This is a genomic window from Streptomyces canarius (assembly GCF_014650735.1).
Taxonomy (GTDB): domain Bacteria; phylum Actinomycetota; class Actinomycetes; order Streptomycetales; family Streptomycetaceae; genus Streptomyces; species Streptomyces olivaceoviridis.
In genome coordinates this window covers 95,242-110,790 of sequence record NZ_BMVN01000006.1, presented here as the reverse complement: position 1 = coordinate 110,790, position 15,549 = coordinate 95,242, and the positions used below count along the sequence as shown (strand labels likewise).

General features: G+C 72.9%; 15 protein-coding genes. 7 read left to right on the top strand and 8 right to left on the bottom strand.

All coding sequences use genetic code 11. From position 1 onward, the window contains the following. Positions 1-16: 16 nt before the first annotated feature. Positions 17-790, bottom strand: a complete 774-nt coding sequence (locus IE294_RS11265; RefSeq protein WP_189884886.1) for a metallophosphoesterase family protein — start codon at positions 788-790, stop codon at positions 17-19. Next, on the bottom strand, positions 787-4,071 hold the full coding sequence (locus IE294_RS11260; protein ID WP_373315807.1) for an FAD-binding and (Fe-S)-binding domain-containing protein: 3,285 nt from the start codon (positions 4,069-4,071) through the stop codon (positions 787-789). Before IE294_RS11260 ends, IE294_RS11265 begins: the two co-directional genes overlap by 4 nt. Before the next feature lie 156 nt (positions 4,072-4,227). On the opposite strand from IE294_RS11260, the gene serC reads away from it, so the two are divergent. Beyond that, positions 4,228-5,346, top strand: a complete 1,119-nt coding sequence (gene serC / locus IE294_RS11255) for a phosphoserine transaminase (protein WP_189814460.1) — start codon at positions 4,228-4,230, stop codon at positions 5,344-5,346. Between the two features lie 82 nt (positions 5,347-5,428). Here serC and IE294_RS11250 read toward each other — a convergent pair whose 3' ends face one another. Continuing rightward, positions 5,429-6,409, bottom strand: a complete 981-nt coding sequence (locus IE294_RS11250; RefSeq protein WP_189884883.1) for a TolB-like translocation protein — start codon at positions 6,407-6,409, stop codon at positions 5,429-5,431. 122 nt (positions 6,410-6,531) lie between these two features. Between IE294_RS11250 and IE294_RS11245 the strand changes: the two genes are divergently transcribed. Together IE294_RS11245 and IE294_RS11240 are read left to right on the top strand one after the other, a co-directional pair. Then, positions 6,532-7,215: a GDSL-type esterase/lipase family protein gene (locus IE294_RS11245; RefSeq protein ID WP_189884881.1), complete on the top strand. Its 684-nt coding sequence runs from the start codon at positions 6,532-6,534 to the stop codon at positions 7,213-7,215. Positions 7,216-7,302: 87 nt separating this feature from the next. Beyond that, positions 7,303-7,887, top strand: a complete 585-nt coding sequence (locus IE294_RS11240) for a Uma2 family endonuclease (protein WP_189884879.1) — start codon at positions 7,303-7,305, stop codon at positions 7,885-7,887. On the opposite strand, the gene IE294_RS11235 is transcribed toward IE294_RS11240, so the two are convergent. Beyond that, positions 7,859-8,158 carry a hypothetical protein gene (locus IE294_RS11235; protein ID WP_189884877.1) on the bottom strand — a complete coding sequence of 100 codons (300 nt, stop codon included), beginning with the start codon at positions 8,156-8,158 and terminating at the stop codon, positions 7,859-7,861. The genes IE294_RS11240 and IE294_RS11235 overlap by 29 nt on opposite strands. An 851-nt stretch (positions 8,159-9,009) precedes the next feature. On the opposite strand from IE294_RS11235, the gene IE294_RS11230 reads away from it, so the two are divergent. Both IE294_RS11230 and IE294_RS11225 read left to right on the top strand, forming a co-directional pair. Next, positions 9,010-9,483, top strand: a complete 474-nt coding sequence (locus IE294_RS11230; protein WP_189884875.1) for a carboxymuconolactone decarboxylase family protein — start codon at positions 9,010-9,012, stop codon at positions 9,481-9,483. A 30-nt stretch (positions 9,484-9,513) separates the two neighbouring features. Further along, the gene (locus IE294_RS11225) at positions 9,514-10,506 is read left to right on the top strand and encodes an aldo/keto reductase (protein WP_189884873.1); all 993 of its coding nucleotides are present in this window, start codon (positions 9,514-9,516) and stop codon (positions 10,504-10,506) included. A gap of 181 nt (positions 10,507-10,687) precedes the next feature. On the opposite strand, the gene thpR is transcribed toward IE294_RS11225, so the two are convergent. Next, complete coding sequence (thpR, locus tag IE294_RS11220; protein ID WP_189884871.1) at positions 10,688-11,260, bottom strand: RNA 2',3'-cyclic phosphodiesterase; 573 nt, start codon at positions 11,258-11,260, stop codon at positions 10,688-10,690. A 40-nt stretch (positions 11,261-11,300) separates the two neighbouring features. Between thpR and IE294_RS11215 the strand changes: the two genes are divergently transcribed. Continuing rightward, the gene (locus tag IE294_RS11215; protein ID WP_189884869.1) at positions 11,301-11,846 is read left to right on the top strand and encodes a GNAT family N-acetyltransferase; all 546 of its coding nucleotides are present in this window, start codon (positions 11,301-11,303) and stop codon (positions 11,844-11,846) included. 18 nt (positions 11,847-11,864) lie between these two features. Here IE294_RS11215 and IE294_RS11210 read toward each other — a convergent pair whose 3' ends face one another. Continuing rightward, positions 11,865-13,136, bottom strand: coding sequence for an MFS transporter (locus tag IE294_RS11210; protein WP_189884867.1), 1,272 nt, complete (start codon positions 13,134-13,136; stop codon positions 11,865-11,867). A gap of 102 nt (positions 13,137-13,238) precedes the next feature. After that, entirely contained in the window at positions 13,239-13,676 is a 438-nt protein-coding gene (locus IE294_RS11205; RefSeq protein WP_041665295.1) for a MarR family winged helix-turn-helix transcriptional regulator, read from the bottom strand. Positions 13,677-13,830: 154 nt separating this feature from the next. Here IE294_RS11205 and IE294_RS11200 point away from each other — a divergent pair, with 154 nt between their 5' ends. Beyond that, complete coding sequence (locus IE294_RS11200) at positions 13,831-14,013, top strand: ribbon-helix-helix protein, CopG family (RefSeq protein ID WP_189884864.1); 183 nt, start codon at positions 13,831-13,833, stop codon at positions 14,011-14,013. Positions 14,014-14,023: 10 nt separating this feature from the next. Here IE294_RS11200 and IE294_RS11195 read toward each other — a convergent pair whose 3' ends face one another. After that, positions 14,024-15,475, bottom strand: coding sequence for an NCS2 family permease (locus IE294_RS11195; protein WP_189884862.1), 1,452 nt, complete (start codon positions 15,473-15,475; stop codon positions 14,024-14,026). Positions 15,476-15,549 lie beyond the last annotated feature (74 nt).

Here is a 15,549-nt window from a genome sequence, read left to right as displayed (position 1 = left end):
CGCGGGTGTCCTCACCCTACGAAGCGTCCCGCCCGTCCTTCGGTCCCCACGCCTCCAGCACCTCCGTGTCCGTCGCCCTGGCGTACAGGAAGTAGTCGGCCCACGCGGCGATATCCGGGTAGGCGCACTCCCGGGTCAGCCGCGCCACCGCCGCCGGAATGTCGTACGGCGTCACGCGCAGGTCGGTGCCGGGGCCGAGGAGGCACCAGTGGGCGCCGGGGCGGCCGTAGGGCATGCCGACGCTGCCCGGGTTGACCACCAGGCGGCCGTGGGCCAGGCGGACGTAGGGCATGTGGGTGTGGCCGCAGACGACCGTGCCGATGCCGGGCGGCAGGCCGGTGAAGACCTCCGTCCAGCGGGCCGGGCGCGAGTCGACCACGACCAGTTCCTCGTCGTCGCGCGGGGTGGCGTGGCAGAAGAGGACCGGGCCGAGACCGCGCACGCGCAGGGTGCGGGTGCGCGGCAGGGCGGCCAGGAAGCCGACCTGGTCCGGGCGCAGCGCACGGGCGGCGTACGGGCCGATGGGGTCCGGGATCTCCGCGCGCTCGCCCCGCCGGTACTCCACCAGTTCCCGGTCCGCGTTGCCGCCGATCCACAGCACCCGGTCGCCCTGCTCGCGCAGCAGGTCCAGCACCTCGGCCGGCTGGGGGCCCGCCGTGATGTCCCCGGTGAGGACGATCCGGTCGGCGGCGGCCACCTCGGGCTCCGCCAGGACCGCCTCCAGGGCGGGCAGCACGCCGTGGACGTCGGAGAGGACCGCCAGGCGGGTGTACTCCTCGTCCTCGCTCACCCGGCACCCCCCGCCGGGGAATCCAGCGCGTCCGCCAGCACCTCCGCCAGGTGCCGGCCCCGCACTCCGGCGAGCTGCTCCAGCTGGGTGCGGCAGGAGAAGCCGTCCGCCAGGATCACCGTGTCCGGCGGGGCCTGCCGTACCGAGGGCAGGAGCTGTTCCTCCGCGCAGGCCCGGGAGACCTCGAAGTGGCCCTTCTCGAAGCCGAAGTTGCCCGCCAGGCCGCAGCAGCCTCCGCTCAGGTCACCGGTGAGGCCGGCGGCGGCGCGCAGCCGGCGGTCGGCGGTGTCGCCGAGCACCGCGTGCTGGTGGCAGTGGGTCTGGCCGGCGACCGGGCGGCCGACGGGGGGCGGCGTCCAGTGCGGGGCGTGCCGTTCCAGGGTCTCGGCGAAGGTGCGGACGGCGGCGGACAGCCGGGCGGCGCGCGGGTCGTCGGGCAGCAGCTCCGGGAGGTCGGTGCGCAGGGCGGCGGCGCAGCTCGGTTCCAGGACGACGACGGGGACCCCGGCCCGCAGCACCGGCTCCATCAGGTCCAGCGTGCGGCGCAGGACCGTGCGGGCGCGGTCCAGCTGGCCGGTGGAGACGTAGGTCAGTCCGCAGCAGACCCGGGCGCGGCGGGCCGCGAGCAGCGCGGTCGCCGCCCTGGTCGTGCCGTCGGCGATCGCGCCCCGGCGCAGCAGCAGTGTCGGCGGCAGGGCCACGCGCAGCCCGGCGGCCTCCAGCACCCGCACGGCGGCCCGGCCGACGGACGGCGCCAGGTACTCGGTGAAGGTGTCCGGCCAGAGAACGACCAGGGTCCCGACGCCCGGTGCGGGCACATCGCCGACACCCGATGCGGACAGATCCTCAGCGTCCGGCGCGGGCAGGCTTCCCACGCCCGGCGCAGGCACATCACCGACACCCGACACGGGCAGATCCTCAGCATCCGGCGCGGGCAGGCTTCCCACGCCCGGCGCAGGGACACCACCGACACCCGACACGCGCAGGCCCCCCGCACCCGACGCAGGCAGGCCCCCCGCGCCCGATGCCGACACGCCCCCGGCACCCGGCGCAGGCACATCACCGACACCCGGCGCAGGCAGGTCCCCCACGCCGCCAGCCGACAGCCTCCCGGCCGGGCCGGTACCCCCGGCCGGGCCCCGGCTGCGCCACCACCCCGTGAACGTCCGGGTCGCCAGTCGGGGGATCTGCCGTTCCGGTGTGATCCCGGCCAGCCGTTTGCCGAGGCCGGCCAGCGGGCCTACCCGGGCCAGGGCGTTGACCAGCGGAGCCATCCGTGTGCGGGCGGTCCAGCGGAGCCATTCCGGGAGCCGGCCCAGGGTGTGGTGGGCGGCGGGGCGGCGGCGGCCGGCGTAGTGGTGGTGCAGGAACTCCGCCTTGTAGGTGGCCATGTCGACGCCGACCGGGCAGTCCGAGCGGCAGCCCTTGCAGGACAGGCACAGGTCGAGGGCGTCCCGGACCTCCGGGGACCCCCAGCCGTCGGTGATCAGCTCGCCCGCGAGCATCTCGTGCAGCAGCCGGGCCCGGCCGCGGGTGGAGTGCTCCTCCTCGCCGGTGGCCCGGAAGGAGGGGCACATCACGGCGGGGCCGGCCGCCGTGGTCGTACGGCACTTGGCGACGCCGACGCAGCGGCGGACCGCCGCGGCGAAGTCGCCCCCGTCCGCCGGGTAGCCGAAGGCGACGTCGACCGGGCGGCTCGGCAGGACGGAGAAGCGGAGGTTCGCGTCCAGCGGGGCCGGGCGGACCAGCATGCCGGGGTTGAGCAGGTCGTCGGGGTCCCAGACCGCCTTGGCCCGCTCGAACAGCCGGACCGTCTCCTCGCCGTACATGCGGGGCAGCAGCTCGGCGCGGGCCTGCCCGTCGCCGTGCTCCCCGGAGAGGGAGCCGCCGTGGGCCACCACCAGGTCGGCCAGTTCCTCGGAGAAGCGGCGGAAGCGGCCGACACCGGCCTCGGTGAGCAGGTCGAAGTCGACGCGGACGTGGATGCAGCCGTCGCCGAAGTGGCCGTACGGCGTGCCCCGCAGACCGTGGGCGGCGAGCAGGGCTCGGAAGTCGCGCAGGTAGCCGCCGAGCCGGGCCGGTGGCACCGCGCAGTCCTCCCAGCCGGGCCAGGCCTCCGTGCCGTCCGGCATCCGGGTGGCCGTCCCGGACGCGTCCTCGCGGATGCGCCACAGGGTCCGCTGGTCCGCCGGGTCGGTGACGACCAGCGCGGACACGACGTCGGCGGCGCGCACGATCTCCTCCGCCCGCGCGCGTGCCTCCGCCGCCGTCTGCCCGCCGGTCTCCACGAACAGCCAGGCGCCTCCCGCCGGCAGCCCCGCTCCGGCCGGCACCAGGTCGGCGGCCATGCCCTCCACCGTGAGCGGACGCAGCGGCAGCAGGCCCGCGGCGGCCTCGGCGGCGGCGCTCTCGTCGGCGTACGCCAGCACGGCCAGGGCACGCGCGCGCGGAGCCTCGACCAGACCGACCACGGCCTCGGTGAGGATGCCCAGGGTGCCCTCCGAGCCGCAGAAGGAGCGGGCGACGTCCGCTCCCTTCTCCGGCAGCAGCGCGTCCAGCGCGTACCCGGAGATGCGGCGGGGCAGGTCCGGGAAACCCGTGCGCAGCCGGGCCAGTTCGCCCTCGGCCAGCTCCCGCAGCCCCTGCGGGGCGCCCGCCCAGCCCGGCCCGAGCCGCAGCCGCTGCCCGCGCGCGGTGAGCACGGACAGCTCCCGCACGCTGTCCGCGGTCGTGCCCCAGGCGACCGAGTGGGAACCGCAGGAGTTGTTGCCGATCATCCCGCCGAGCGTGCACCTGCTGTGCGTGGACGGGTCGGGGCCGAACCGCAGCCCGTGCGGTGCGGCGGCCTCCTGGAGCCGGTCGAGCACGAGCCCCGGCTGCACGACGGCCGTACGGCTGCCCGGGTCCAGCTCCAGCAGACCGGTCATGTGCCGGGTGAAGTCCAGCACCACGCCGGTGCCGGTCGCCTGCCCGGCGATCGACGTGCCCCCGCCCCGCGCCACCACGGGCACCCCGCGCGCCCGGCACACCTCCAGCACGGTGGCCACGTCGTCCGCGTCCCTGGGGGCCACGACCCCGAGGGGCACCCGCCGGTAGTTGGACGCGTCCATGGTGACCAGTGCCCGGGCGGTCGCGTCGAAACCGACCTCGCCGCGCACGGCCCCGCGCAGCGCGCCGGCCAGCTCGGCGACGCCGGCGCCGTCGGCCCCTGCACCCCGCGCATCCCCGGCCCCGGTCCCGGCTCCCTGGGCCGCCCCCGCACCACCCGCTCGATCCGTCATGCGTCCAGGATGCATCCGCTCACGCACAGTCACCCCACGTTTTCCACAGGCCCGCGCGTATCGTCGTACAACCCCACAAGCCCACGTCCCGGTGATCTCGTCTCATCGAACGGACATGTCTCCACCTCGCTCTGCGCCACGGGCTAACCTCGTCCCGTGGCCGACATCCAGATTCCCGCAGACATCAAGCCCGCCGACGGACGCTTCGGCGCCGGCCCCTCCAAGGTGCGCACCGAGGCGCTGGACGCCCTCGCCGCCACCGGCACCTCCCTGCTGGGTACCTCCCACCGGCAGGCGCCGGTGAAGAACCTGGTCGGCAAGGTCCGCGAGGGCATCTCCGAGCTGTTCTCCCTCCCCGAGGGCTACGAGGTCGTCCTCGGCAACGGCGGCTCCACCGCCTTCTGGGACATCGCCACGCACGGCCTGATCGAGAACAAGTCGCAGCACCTGAACTTCGGCGAGTTCTCCTCGAAGTTCGCCAAGGCCGCGGGGCTCGCGCCCTGGCTGGCCGAGCCCACCGTCATCGCCTCCGACCCCGGTACCCACCCGGAGCCGCGGGCCGAGGCGGGCGTCGACGTCTACGCCTTCACCCACAACGAGACCTCCACCGGTGTCGCCATGCCGATCAAGCGCGTGGCCGGCGCCGACGAGGGCGCGCTGGTCCTCGTGGACGCCACCTCCGGCGCGGGCGGCCTCCCGGTCGACGTCGCCGAGACCGACGTCTACTACTTCGCCCCGCAGAAGTCCTTCGCCTCCGACGGCGGCCTGTGGATCGGCGTCTTCTCCCCGGCCGCGATCGAGCGCGCCGAGCGGATCCACGCCTCCGGCCGCCACGTCCCGGAGTTCTTCTCGCTCCCGACGGCGATCGACAACTCCCGCAAGAACCAGACGTACAACACCCCGGCCCTCGCCACCCTCTTCCTGCTCAACGAGCAGCTGGAGTGGCTCAACGGCCAGGGCGGCCTCGCCTGGTCCACGGCCCGTACGAAGGACTCCTCGACCCGGCTGTACTCCTGGGCGGAGGAGGCCAAGTACGCCACCCCGTTCGTCTCGGACCCGGCCAAGCGCTCGCAGGTCATCGGCACGATCGACTTCTCCGACGAGATCGACGCCGCCGCCGTGGCCAAGGTGCTGCGCGCGAACGGCATCGTGGACACCGAGCCGTACCGCAAGCTCGGCCGCAACCAGCTGCGCATCGCGATGTTCCCGGCGGTCGACCCGGCGGACGTCGAGGCGCTGACGAAGTGCGTCGACTACGTGATCGAGAAGCTCTGACCGTCCCCGGACACGGTTGACCGAAGGGGCGCCCGGCACCGCCGGGCGCCCCTTCGTCGCCGCCGGGCGGATCGCGCCCCGTTCAGCCGCGCCGCAGCCGCCGCAGGCCGAACAGGGCCGCCACACCGACCACGACGATCACGGCACCGACCTTGAGGCTCCCCCCGCCGCCCTCGTCCGCCGACGTGCCGGAACCGCCCTTCGCCGAGGACGACCCGGCGTCGGGCCGGCCGGGCGCGTCGACGGCCTGTACGGCGCTGTTCGCGCCCTCGCTGCCGTACATCAGCTTGGTGCCGTCGGCGGAGTACGACACGGACTCCCCCTGCCCCTGCAACGGGACGTCCAGGCGCCCCTCGCGCTTGATGCGACCGCCGTTCCAGAGGTAGTGGATGCCGCCGAAGTAGCCGCGCACGGCGAGGTCCCGGCCGTCCGGGGAAAACGCGGCGTCTGTGGCCCACAGGTCGACGGCGGCGACGGGCCTGAAGACGTTCGCGCCCGAGGTGGACAGGGTGGCCGGGCCCTCGTACAGGTGCCCGCCGTCCTCCTTCTTGTCGATGATGTAGACGCGCCCGGTCTTCGGGTGGACGAGCAGCGACTCGGCGTCGCGCGGCCCGTCGGAGTACTTCACGACGTACTGCGTGGCCGTGACGGTCTGGTCCGTCAGGTCCTTCGGCTCGGGCAGCCGGTAGATCCACACGTAGGGCCACTTGCCGCCGAGGTTGTCGCCGATGTCACCGACGTAGATCTCGTTGTGCGGCCCGATGGAGATGGCCTCGACGTCACGCGGGGCGCCGATGCCGCGCAGGGTGATCCGGGCGACGGTCTTCCCGGTCGCGCTGTCCACCGCGTAGAGGTACGGCCCGTCGTCGCTGTCGTTGTGCGTCCAGTAGACGCCGGGGTGCAGCCGGGAGGCGGCGAGCCCGCTGGACTCGGTGATCCGCGGGTCCTTGAGGGTGAACCCCTGGTCACCGGCTCCATCGGCGGTTCCCCCGGCGGCGGAGGCGGGCAGCACGCAGGCACCGGCGAGCAGCACCCCGGCGAGGACGGCGAACGATCGACGCATGCCCCAAGCCTGCCATTCCCGCCGGGGGTTCAGGGCACGTGTCCGCCAGGGACCGGGGGACGTGGTCCGCCTCACAGGCACCACCGGCCCCAGGGGTCACGGAGATCGTCCATCATGACCGGATGCTTAGGTTCATGCCCGTGGGCGACTCCATGACGATCGGGAGCGCGGGCGAACACACATGGCGTTACCGGCTGTGGCAGCACCTGTGCGTGGCGTACGACGGCCCGTTCACCTTCGTCGGGCCGCGCGAGACGCTGTACGACAAGCAGGCCGACGCCCCGACGTCCCTCGCCTACGCCGACCCCGGCTTCCCGCGCGCCCACCTCGCGGGCTGGGGCGAGGGCTGGCTGCACATGGTCCCGCTGATCGGCGACGCGGTGCGCGCCCACCGCCCCGACGTCCTCCTGGTCTCCCTGGGCCTGATCGACCTCGGCTTCTACACGAACGCCGAGCAGACCGCGGAGAACGTACGCACCTTCGTGGCGGGCGCCCGGGAGGCGGACCCGCGCATCCGGATGGTGCTGCTGCCGGTCATCCCGAACATCCGCGCGGCGGCCGACGCGTCCTTCGCCGAGCAGGTCGACCGGTTCAACGTGCTGCTCGCCAAGGCGGTGGCCGACCTGGACGAGCCGCGCTCGCCGCTCCTGCTCGCCTCGCCGCCGCAGGGGTACGACCTCCAGACCGACACCTACGACGGCACGCATCCCAACGCGCGCGGGGAGCACCTGATAGCGGAGGCGTTCGCGGGGGCGATGCGGGAGGCGTGGGGGATCGGACAGGTGTACGCGGCGGGAACAAGCTGACCGAAACCCGGCGTCTCCTCGTCGTGCTGCCTATCGTTGTACCGCGCGGCTGCACCTTCGCGTGGGCAGCCGGGGAGGAGCGCCACGATGACCGCCCTCGAAGACAGGACCGAGATGGCCGAGGAGAGCGGCGAGCCGACTCTGGACGCCCTGTTCGAGTCGCTTGAGCGGGCCACCCCCGAGGGATACAAGGTCGACATCGTCGGGGGGGCCATCTTCATGACGCCGCAGCGGGACACCCACTGGGAGATCACCGCCGGTATCTTCGAGCAGCTGCGCACCAAGTACCCGCGCAAGCGCGTCAAATCGGACGTCCGCATCGACTACCCGGGCCATCTCAACGGATTCTGCTCCGACGTCACTCTCGTGGCCGAGGGCGCCGAGAAGACGCCCGGGGGTCTCTGGCGCTGTGGCGACGTCGAGTTCGTCGCAGAGGTCATCTCGAAGGGCACGGCACACAACGACTACGGCCCCAAGCGGACGGCCTACGCCACCGCCGAGGTCCCCGTCTACCTCATCGCCGACCCCTACCAGCGGCGGTGCCACGTCCACACCGACCCCAAGGACGGCGACTACGCCGTGCGTACGCGGGTGGACTTCGGCACCGACATCGACCTGACCGGCACCCTGGTCGGCCTCGTCCTCACAACCGACGACTTCCCCCGCGACTGACCCCGCCGACCTCCACCGGCGTGCGCGCGCCCGCCGTGCCGAGGAGCCGGTGCCGCCCCCACTCCTCGTCGCCTTCGACGGTCGAGCAGATCAGGGTCGTCTCGTCGAGGAAGCCGCCCTCCCAGTCCCGGTAGGGAAGCACCTCGTCGTTGTCCGGCTCGGCCCCGGGATGCCGGGGGACGGCCGTCCCGGCGTCCCGCTCCAGGCCCTCCAGCACCGAGCCGCCGGTGTCGCGGACCGCCGGCGCGTCCTGCTCGAGCGCCACCGTCATCAGCCGTTCCCCCGAGGGGCTCAGGCCCATCAGGGCCAGGTCGCTCCCGACGTACCGGACGGGCAGTTCCGTCCCGTCCCAGCGGCCCCAGCGCCCCGTCCTGGCCCTCCCCGAGGCTCAGCCCCATCTGCCCCGGGTCCGCCGGGTGCGGCAGGTGGAAGCGGCCCGCCGCCGCGGCCCCGGCGCCGGCCCGCGCGAGCACCCGCCCGTCCCGCGCGTCCAGCAGCAGCCACTCGTCGACGACGTCCGGGCCCAAGTCGCCCACGGCCGGCGGCCCGCGCACGTGCGCCCCCACGTACGCCCCGTCCACGGAGAACCCGGCCGAGCCGCGCTCCGGGTAACGGTGGTCGGCGCGGTCGCCGTACTCCTCGTACGACGTGTGCAGTGCGCGGCAGGCGCCGTACCGGCAGCCGTGCCGCACCTCCCAGCGCGTCGCCCCCGACGGCTCCACCGCCCGGAGCGCGTGCACGCCCGCGAACACGGCCAGGCCCACCGCCCACGTCCCGCGCCGGCGCGGCCAGGGCGCGGGCAGACGCACCCGGTCCCCGCGGGCGCGAAGGCGTCGTCCAGCGGCTGGATTCAGGGCGCGTCGTCGCCGCGCTGGGCCGGCAGGCCGAGCAGTGCGGGGACGTCCCCCTCCGCGGACGGCAGCAGCGCGGGGACGACGGCACAGAGCCGGGCAGGACGGGCACGGGACTCTCCCGGGGGGATGTGGCCGCCGCACCCGCGGGGTGGCGCAGGTCACATGCCCGCGGTTGTCACACCGGCGGGCCGGCCGGCATCTCGTGGTCGACAGGACGCCGCGCCGACGACGTGACGCGGTACCGACCCCTTTCGATGAGGACCACGCCATGGAACCCCGTCTGCACCTGATGACCAACGACCTCGGCGCCGAGCTCGGCAAGCGGTTCGCCGACGTCAGCCTCGGGATCGCGCGGTCGACGCTGCCCCGGAGCACGCAGGAGCTGGTGATGCTGCGCGCCAGCCAGATCAACGGCTGCGGCTTCTGCGTCGACCTGCACACCAAGACGGCCGCGAGGGCCGGCGAGAGCGCGGTCCGGCTCCACCTGGTGGCCGCCTGGCGCCGCTCCACCGTGTTCACCGAGGCCGAGCGGGCCGCGCTGGCGCTCGCCGAGGAGGGCACCCGGATCGCCGACGCCCACCCGGGCGTGTCCGACGAGACGTGGGCCGGGGTGCGCGAACACTACGACGAGGAACAGAGCACCGCGCTGGTCTACCTGGTCGCCATGATCAACGCGGCCAACCGGCTCGGCGTGATCGTGCACCACGAGGGCGGCTCCCTGCCCGCGACAGGCCTTGCATAGAGCGCGCTCCAAGCCGTTGGCTGGTGGACCATGAAGTACACGCAGCTCGGACGCACAGGAGTCAAGGTCAGCCGGCTCGTCCTCGGGACGATGAACTTCGGTCCGCAGACCGACGAGGCCGACAGTCACGCGATCATGGACGCGGCGCTGGACGCGGGCATCAACTTCTTCGACACGGCCAATGTGTACGGCTGGGGCGAGAACAAGGGCCGGACCGAGTCCATCATCGGCGACTGGTTCGCCAAGGGCGGCGGCCGGCGCGACAAGACCGTCATCGCCACCAAGGTGTACGGCAACATGGCCGGCGACGGCGAGCCCTGGCCCAACCACGACAAGCTCTCCGCGCTGAACATCCGGCGCGCGGTGGACGCCAGCCTGAAGCGGCTGAAGACGGACCACATCGACCTCTACCAGTTCCACCACATCGACCGCAGCACCCCGTTCGAGGAGATCTGGCAGGCGATCGACGTCCTCGTCCAGCAGGGCAAGATCCTCTACGTCGGTTCCAGCAACTTCCCCGGCTACAAGATCGCCCAGGCCAACGAGGCCGCCGCCCGCCGCGGCGGCACCATCGGCCTGGTCAGCGAGCAGTGCCTGTACAACCTCGCCGAGCGCCGCGCCGAGATGGAGGTCATCCCGGCCGCGCAGGACTACGGCCTCGGGGTCATCCCCTGGTCGCCGCTGCACGGCGGGCTGCTGGGCGGGGTCCTGAAGAAGGAGGTGCGGGGTGGTCGCCGCGCCTCCGGCCGGACCGTGGACACCCTGAAGGACCCGGCGGCCCGCGCGCAGGTCCAGGCCTACGAGGACCTGCTCGACAAGCACGGCCTGGAGCCCGGCGAGGTGGCCCTGGCCTGGCTGCTGACCCGCCCCGGCGTGACGGGCCCGATCGTCGGCCCGCGCACCGCCGACCAGCTCCAGTCGGCCCTCCGGGCGGTCGAGCTGGAGCTCGGCGAGGACCTGCTGGCCGGCCTGGACGAGATCTTCCCGGGCCCGGGCCCGTCGCCGGAGGCGTTCGCCTGGTGAGCGACGGGAACGGTCAGCGCCCGTAGAAGGCGGCGGGGCCGCATTCGGCATGCGGCTCCGCCGTGCCGGCGCCCGAACCGACCGCTACCTGACGGCCGACGCCAAGGCCACCACCACGAACATCAACACAAGCGCACCGGCCATGATCCGGTTCCGGGTTTTCGGGTCCACGTATGCGAGACTAACCGGCCCCGCCCAGCGCCCACCGTTCGACCACCTCGTACCGCGGCTGCTCCCCCGGCACCCCGGACGTCGGCAGCCGGCTGCGCACCAGCGCCAGGTCGGCCACGGTCCAGCTCTCGCCGGCGAACTCCGCGAGGGCCGCCACATACGGCCGTACGTCCACCGCGTCCCGGCTGCGGGCCAGCGTCAGATGGGCCGTGTAGCGCCGGTGCTCCCCCATCGGCACCCCGGCCTTCCGCGCCGCCGCCTCCGCCCGGTCGGCCAGCAGCCGCAGCGCCTCCACGTCCCCCCGGGCGCCCGTCCACAGCGCCCGGCCCCGGCCGAACTGGCCGCCGCCCGCGAGCGAGAGCGGGAAGGGGGCCGTACGGTGGGCCGCGCGGGCCAGGCGGTCCGACAGGGCGGGTACGACGTCGTCGGCGACCTCGCCGTAGAACGCGAGGGTGAAGTGCCAGCCGGGGCGGGCGGTCCAGCGCAGCCGGCCGGCATCCGGCAGCCGCCTCAACCGGGCCACCTCCGCGGCGAGTTCCTCCACGGCGTCCCCGGGGGGCAGTACGGCGGCGAAGAGTCTCATGCACCTCACGATCCCAGACCCCGGCGGGCATGATGGGCCCATGGCGATCACCGTCCGCGAAGGCGGCCCCGACGACCTGCCCGCGATACTGGGCATGCTCGACAGCAGTGTGGAGTGGCTCGTCTCACAGGGGCGGACCGGCCAGTGGGGCACCGAGCCTCTGTCGGGGCACGCCAGGACCGTCGAGGCGGTCGCGCGCGCCCTGGCCGAGGGCACCCCGTACATCGCCGAGGTGGACGGCGTGCCGGCCGCCACGCTCACGCTCACCGACGGGCCCGGCGCCTACCTGTCCCACCTGCCGCCGCCCGGCGAGCCCGAGCGGTACATCCACTGGCTCGCCTCCGACCGCCGCTTCAAGGGGCAGGGCGTGGGCAGCGCGCTGCTCGCGCACGCCGCCGGGGCGACCCGGCGGGCCGGCGTGGGCCTGCTCCGGGTGGACTGCTACGCGGGCGGCGACCGCGGGCTCGTCGCCTACTACGAGGCCAACGGCTTCACCCCGACGCACACCTACACCCACGGCCCGGACGACTGGCCGGGACAGGTGCTGGCCCGGAGGGTCGACCAGGACCCTCCGGGCGGACGCTGACGGCGGCGGCCGGGCGGCTCACGCCGCCGTGGCCAGCTGCTCCCGCTCGCGCGGCACGAACCGGACCTGCGGATGACCGCGGTGCCAGCCCACCGACAGGCGCAGGCCGCCGATGCGGGCCAGGACCAGGCCGATCGCCCCGGCCGCAGCCGCCGACACCACACCGCCGGCCGCGAAGCCGATCCGGGCGCCGTAGGTGTCGGTGATCCAGCCGACCACCGGCGCGCCCAGCGGCGTACCGCCCATGAAGACCATCATGAACAGGGCCATCACCCGGCCGCGCATGGCCGGGTCGGTACCCATCTGCACGGCGGTGTTCGCGGTGACGTTCACCGTCAAGCCGAAGACCCCGATCGGGACCATGAGCAGCGCGAACAGCCAGTACGACGGCGCCACCGCGGCCACGGTCTCCAGCGTGCCGAAGGCCAGCGCGGCGGCGATGAGCACGCGCAGCCGGGCCGTGCCGCGCCGGGCGGCCAGCAGGGCGCCGACGAGGGAGCCGACGGCCATCAGGGTGTTGAAGAGGCTGTAGGCACCGGCTCCGGCGTCGAAGACGTGGTCCGCGTAGGCGGACAGCCACACCGGGAAGTTGAAGCCGAAGGTGCCGATGAAGCCGACCAGGACGATCGGCCAGATCAGCTCCGGCCGCTTCGCCACGTACCGCAGGCCCTCGCGGAGCTGGCCCTTGCCGCGCGGCGCGCGCTCGACCACGTGCAGCTCGCGGGCGCGCATCAGCAGCAGACCGGCGATCGGCGCGGCGAAGGACAGGCCGTTGGCGAGGAACGCCCAGCCGGTGCCCACACCGGTGATCATCAGGCCGGCGACGGCGGGGCCGACCAGCCGGGCGGACTGGAAGTTCGCCGAGTTCAGGCTGACCGCGTTCTGTAGCTGCTCGGGGCCGACCATCTCGGAGACGAAGGACTGCCGGGCCGGGTTGTCGACCACCGTGGCGAGGCCGACGGCGAAGGCGGCGACGTAGACGTGCCAGACCTGGACGTGCCCGGAGAGGGTCAGCGCGGCGAGCACGAGACCGGTGAGGGCCATCGCGCTCTGGGTGACCAGCAGGGCGGGGCGCTTGGGCAGGCGGTCCACGAGGACGCCGCCGTAGAGACCGAACAGCAGCATCGGCAGGAACTGGAGGGCCGTCGTGATGCCGACGGCCGCGGAGGAGCCGGTGAGGCTGAGGACCAGCCAGTCCTGGGCGATGCGCTGCATCCAGGTGCCGGTGTTGGAGACGACCTGGCCGATGAAGAAGAGGCGGTAGTTCCGGATCTTCAGCGAGCTGAACATCGAGGACTTACGGGATACGACAGGGGTGGTAGGGGCCGGTGCGGGGGCGGAAGGTGTTCCGGATCCCGTACTCAAAAGGGTTCGCCTCCTCGGATGGCGCGCTTACAGGTGTGCGAGTTTCTCCAGCACGGGGGCGGCGGTGCGCAGGGCGGCCCACTCGTCCTCGTCCAGGCCCTCGACCAGGCCGGCCAGGAAGGCGTTGCGCTTGCGGCGGCTCTCTTCGAGCATGGCCTCGGCCTGCTCGGTCTGGGTGACGACCTTCTGGCGCCGGTCCTCGGGGTGCGGCTCCAGCCTGACCAGCCCCTTGGCTTCGAGCAGCGCGACGATGCGGGTCATCGACGGCGGCTGGACGTGCTCCTTGCGGGCCAGTTCGCCCGGGGTGGCGGAGCCGCAGCGGGCGAGGGTGCCGAGCACCGACATCTCGGTGGGGCTCAGCGACTCGTCGACCCGCTGGTGCTTGAGCCGACGGGACAACCGCATCACTGCGGAGCGGAGTGCGTTCACGGCGGCTGCGTCGTCGCCATGGGTAAGGTCCGGCATGTTCTTTAGCGTAACTCATTACTCTCGCTAAAGACCAGTCGGGCGTGCCCAAGATGCCCGTGACGCCCGCCACTCAACCCTCCGATCACCCGTACGGGTGAGCCGGGTCCGGAAATGGACGCATCGGACGGCCGGCTGTGGCGACCCTCTGGACATGGGGACCAGTGTGCTCAGCCTGCGGATGGACGGGGAGCTGCTCGAACGGCTCCGGCAGCACGCGGCGAGAAGAGGAATGAGCGTCCAGGACTATGTCGTCCGGACGCTCATTCGGGATGACTTCGACGAGCGGTTCCAGGCCGCCGTCGAGGAGACGGAGAGGTTCTACGGCGTCACCTGACGCCCGCCGGTCAGGTCAGGCCCAGGGCCGGCATCAGGTAGTAGAAGGCGAAGACCGCCGAGACGACGTACATCGCCGCCGGGATCTCCCGGGCCCGCCCGGCGACCAGCCGCAGCACCGTGAAGGTGATGAAGCCCATGCCGATGCCGTTCGTGATCGAGTAGGTGAACGGCATCATCAGCATCGTCACGAACGCCGGGATCGCGATGGTGTAGTCCGCCCAGTCGATCTCCTTGATGGAGTTCGACAGGATCAGGAAGCCGACCGCGACCAGCGCCGGGGTGGCCGCCTGGGACGGGACCATCGTGGCGATCGGGGTGAGGAACAGCGCGACGGCGAACAGGCCGCCCGTGACGACGTTCGCGAAGCCGGTACGGGCGCCCTCGCCGACGCCGGCCGTGGACTCCACGAAGGCGGTGGTGGCCGAGGAGGAGCTGGCACCGCCCGCCGCGACCGCGAGCCCGTCCACGAAGAGGACCTTGTTGATGCCCGGCATGTAGCCCTCGGCGTCCGTCAGCTTGGCCTCGTCGCTGATGCCCATGATCGTGCCCATCGCGTCGAAGAAGCACGACAGCAGGACCGTGAAGACGAAGAGGATGCCGGTCAGCGCGCCGACCTTGGAGAAGCCGCCGAACAGGCTCACCTGGCCGACCAGGCCGAAGTCGGGGGTGGCGACCGGGTTGCCCGGCCACTTCGGGACCGTCAGGCCCCAGGACGGGATCGTGGCGACCGCGTTGATGATCACCGCGAGGACGGTCATGCCGACGATGGAGATGAGGATCGCGCCCGGCACCTTGCGGACGATCAGCGCGAAGGTGAGCAGCGCGCCCAGGACGAAGATCAGTACCGGCCAGCCGGTGAGGTGACCGCCGGTGCCGAGCTGGACCGGGACGGTGGTCTGGGCGGCGTCCGGGATACGGGTGACGAAACCGGAGTCGACCAGGCCGATCAGCATGATGAACAGGCCGATACCGATGGAGATCGCCTTGCGCAGGCCGAACGGCACGGCGTTCATCACGCGCTCGCGCAGGCCGGTGGCGACCAGCAGCATGACCACGAAACCGGCGAGGACGACCATGCCCATGGCGTCCGGCCAGGACATGCGCGGCGCGAGCTGGAGGGCGACGACCGAGTTCACGCCGAGGCCGGCGGCGAGCGCGATCGGCACGTTGCCGATGACGCCCATCAGCAGCGTGGAGAACGCGGCCGTCAGCGCGGTCGCCGTCACCAGCTGGCCGTTGTCCAGGTGGTGCCCGTACATGTCCTTCGCGCTGCTGAGGATGATCGGGTTCAGCACGATGATGTACGCCATCGCGAAGAAGGTCGCGAAACCGCCACGGACCTCACGGGCGAGGCTGCTGCCGCGCTCGGAGATCTTGAAGTAGCGGTCGAGGGCGCCGTAGGCGGGCGCGCCACCCGGCTTCTCGGGGGTGGGGACCTTGGCGGGTGCCGAGGTGGACATGCGGGACCTCATCACCAGCGGGGTTCCCCCGAGCCCCGTTGGAGTTTCCTACGATCAGAAGTGGTCAAAGACAA

Coding starts and splice junctions, on each gene's coding strand:
- IE294_RS11215 (WP_189884869.1), top strand. CDS start 11,301: ATGGCGATCACCGTCCGCGAAGGCGGCCCCGACGACCTGCCCGCGATA.
- IE294_RS11235 (WP_189884877.1), bottom strand. CDS start 8,158: ATGACGGTGGCGCTCGAGCAGGACGCGCCGGCGGTCCGCGACACCGGC.
- IE294_RS11200 (WP_189884864.1), top strand. CDS start 13,831: ATGGGGACCAGTGTGCTCAGCCTGCGGATGGACGGGGAGCTGCTCGAA.
- IE294_RS11205 (WP_041665295.1), bottom strand. CDS start 13,676: ATGCCGGACCTTACCCATGGCGACGACGCAGCCGCCGTGAACGCACTC.
- IE294_RS11250 (WP_189884883.1), bottom strand. CDS start 6,409: ATGCGTCGATCGTTCGCCGTCCTCGCCGGGGTGCTGCTCGCCGGTGCC.
- thpR (WP_189884871.1), bottom strand. CDS start 11,260: ATGAGACTCTTCGCCGCCGTACTGCCCCCCGGGGACGCCGTGGAGGAA.
- IE294_RS11240 (WP_189884879.1), top strand. CDS start 7,303: ATGACCGCCCTCGAAGACAGGACCGAGATGGCCGAGGAGAGCGGCGAG.
- IE294_RS11210 (WP_189884867.1), bottom strand. CDS start 13,136: ATGTTCAGCTCGCTGAAGATCCGGAACTACCGCCTCTTCTTCATCGGC.
- IE294_RS11225 (WP_189884873.1), top strand. CDS start 9,514: ATGAAGTACACGCAGCTCGGACGCACAGGAGTCAAGGTCAGCCGGCTC.
- IE294_RS11195 (WP_189884862.1), bottom strand. CDS start 15,475: ATGTCCACCTCGGCACCCGCCAAGGTCCCCACCCCCGAGAAGCCGGGT.
- IE294_RS11245 (WP_189884881.1), top strand. CDS start 6,532: ATGCTTAGGTTCATGCCCGTGGGCGACTCCATGACGATCGGGAGCGCG.
- IE294_RS11230 (WP_189884875.1), top strand. CDS start 9,010: ATGGAACCCCGTCTGCACCTGATGACCAACGACCTCGGCGCCGAGCTC.
- IE294_RS11260 (WP_373315807.1), bottom strand. CDS start 4,071: ATGACGGATCGAGCGGGTGGTGCGGGGGCGGCCCAGGGAGCCGGGACC.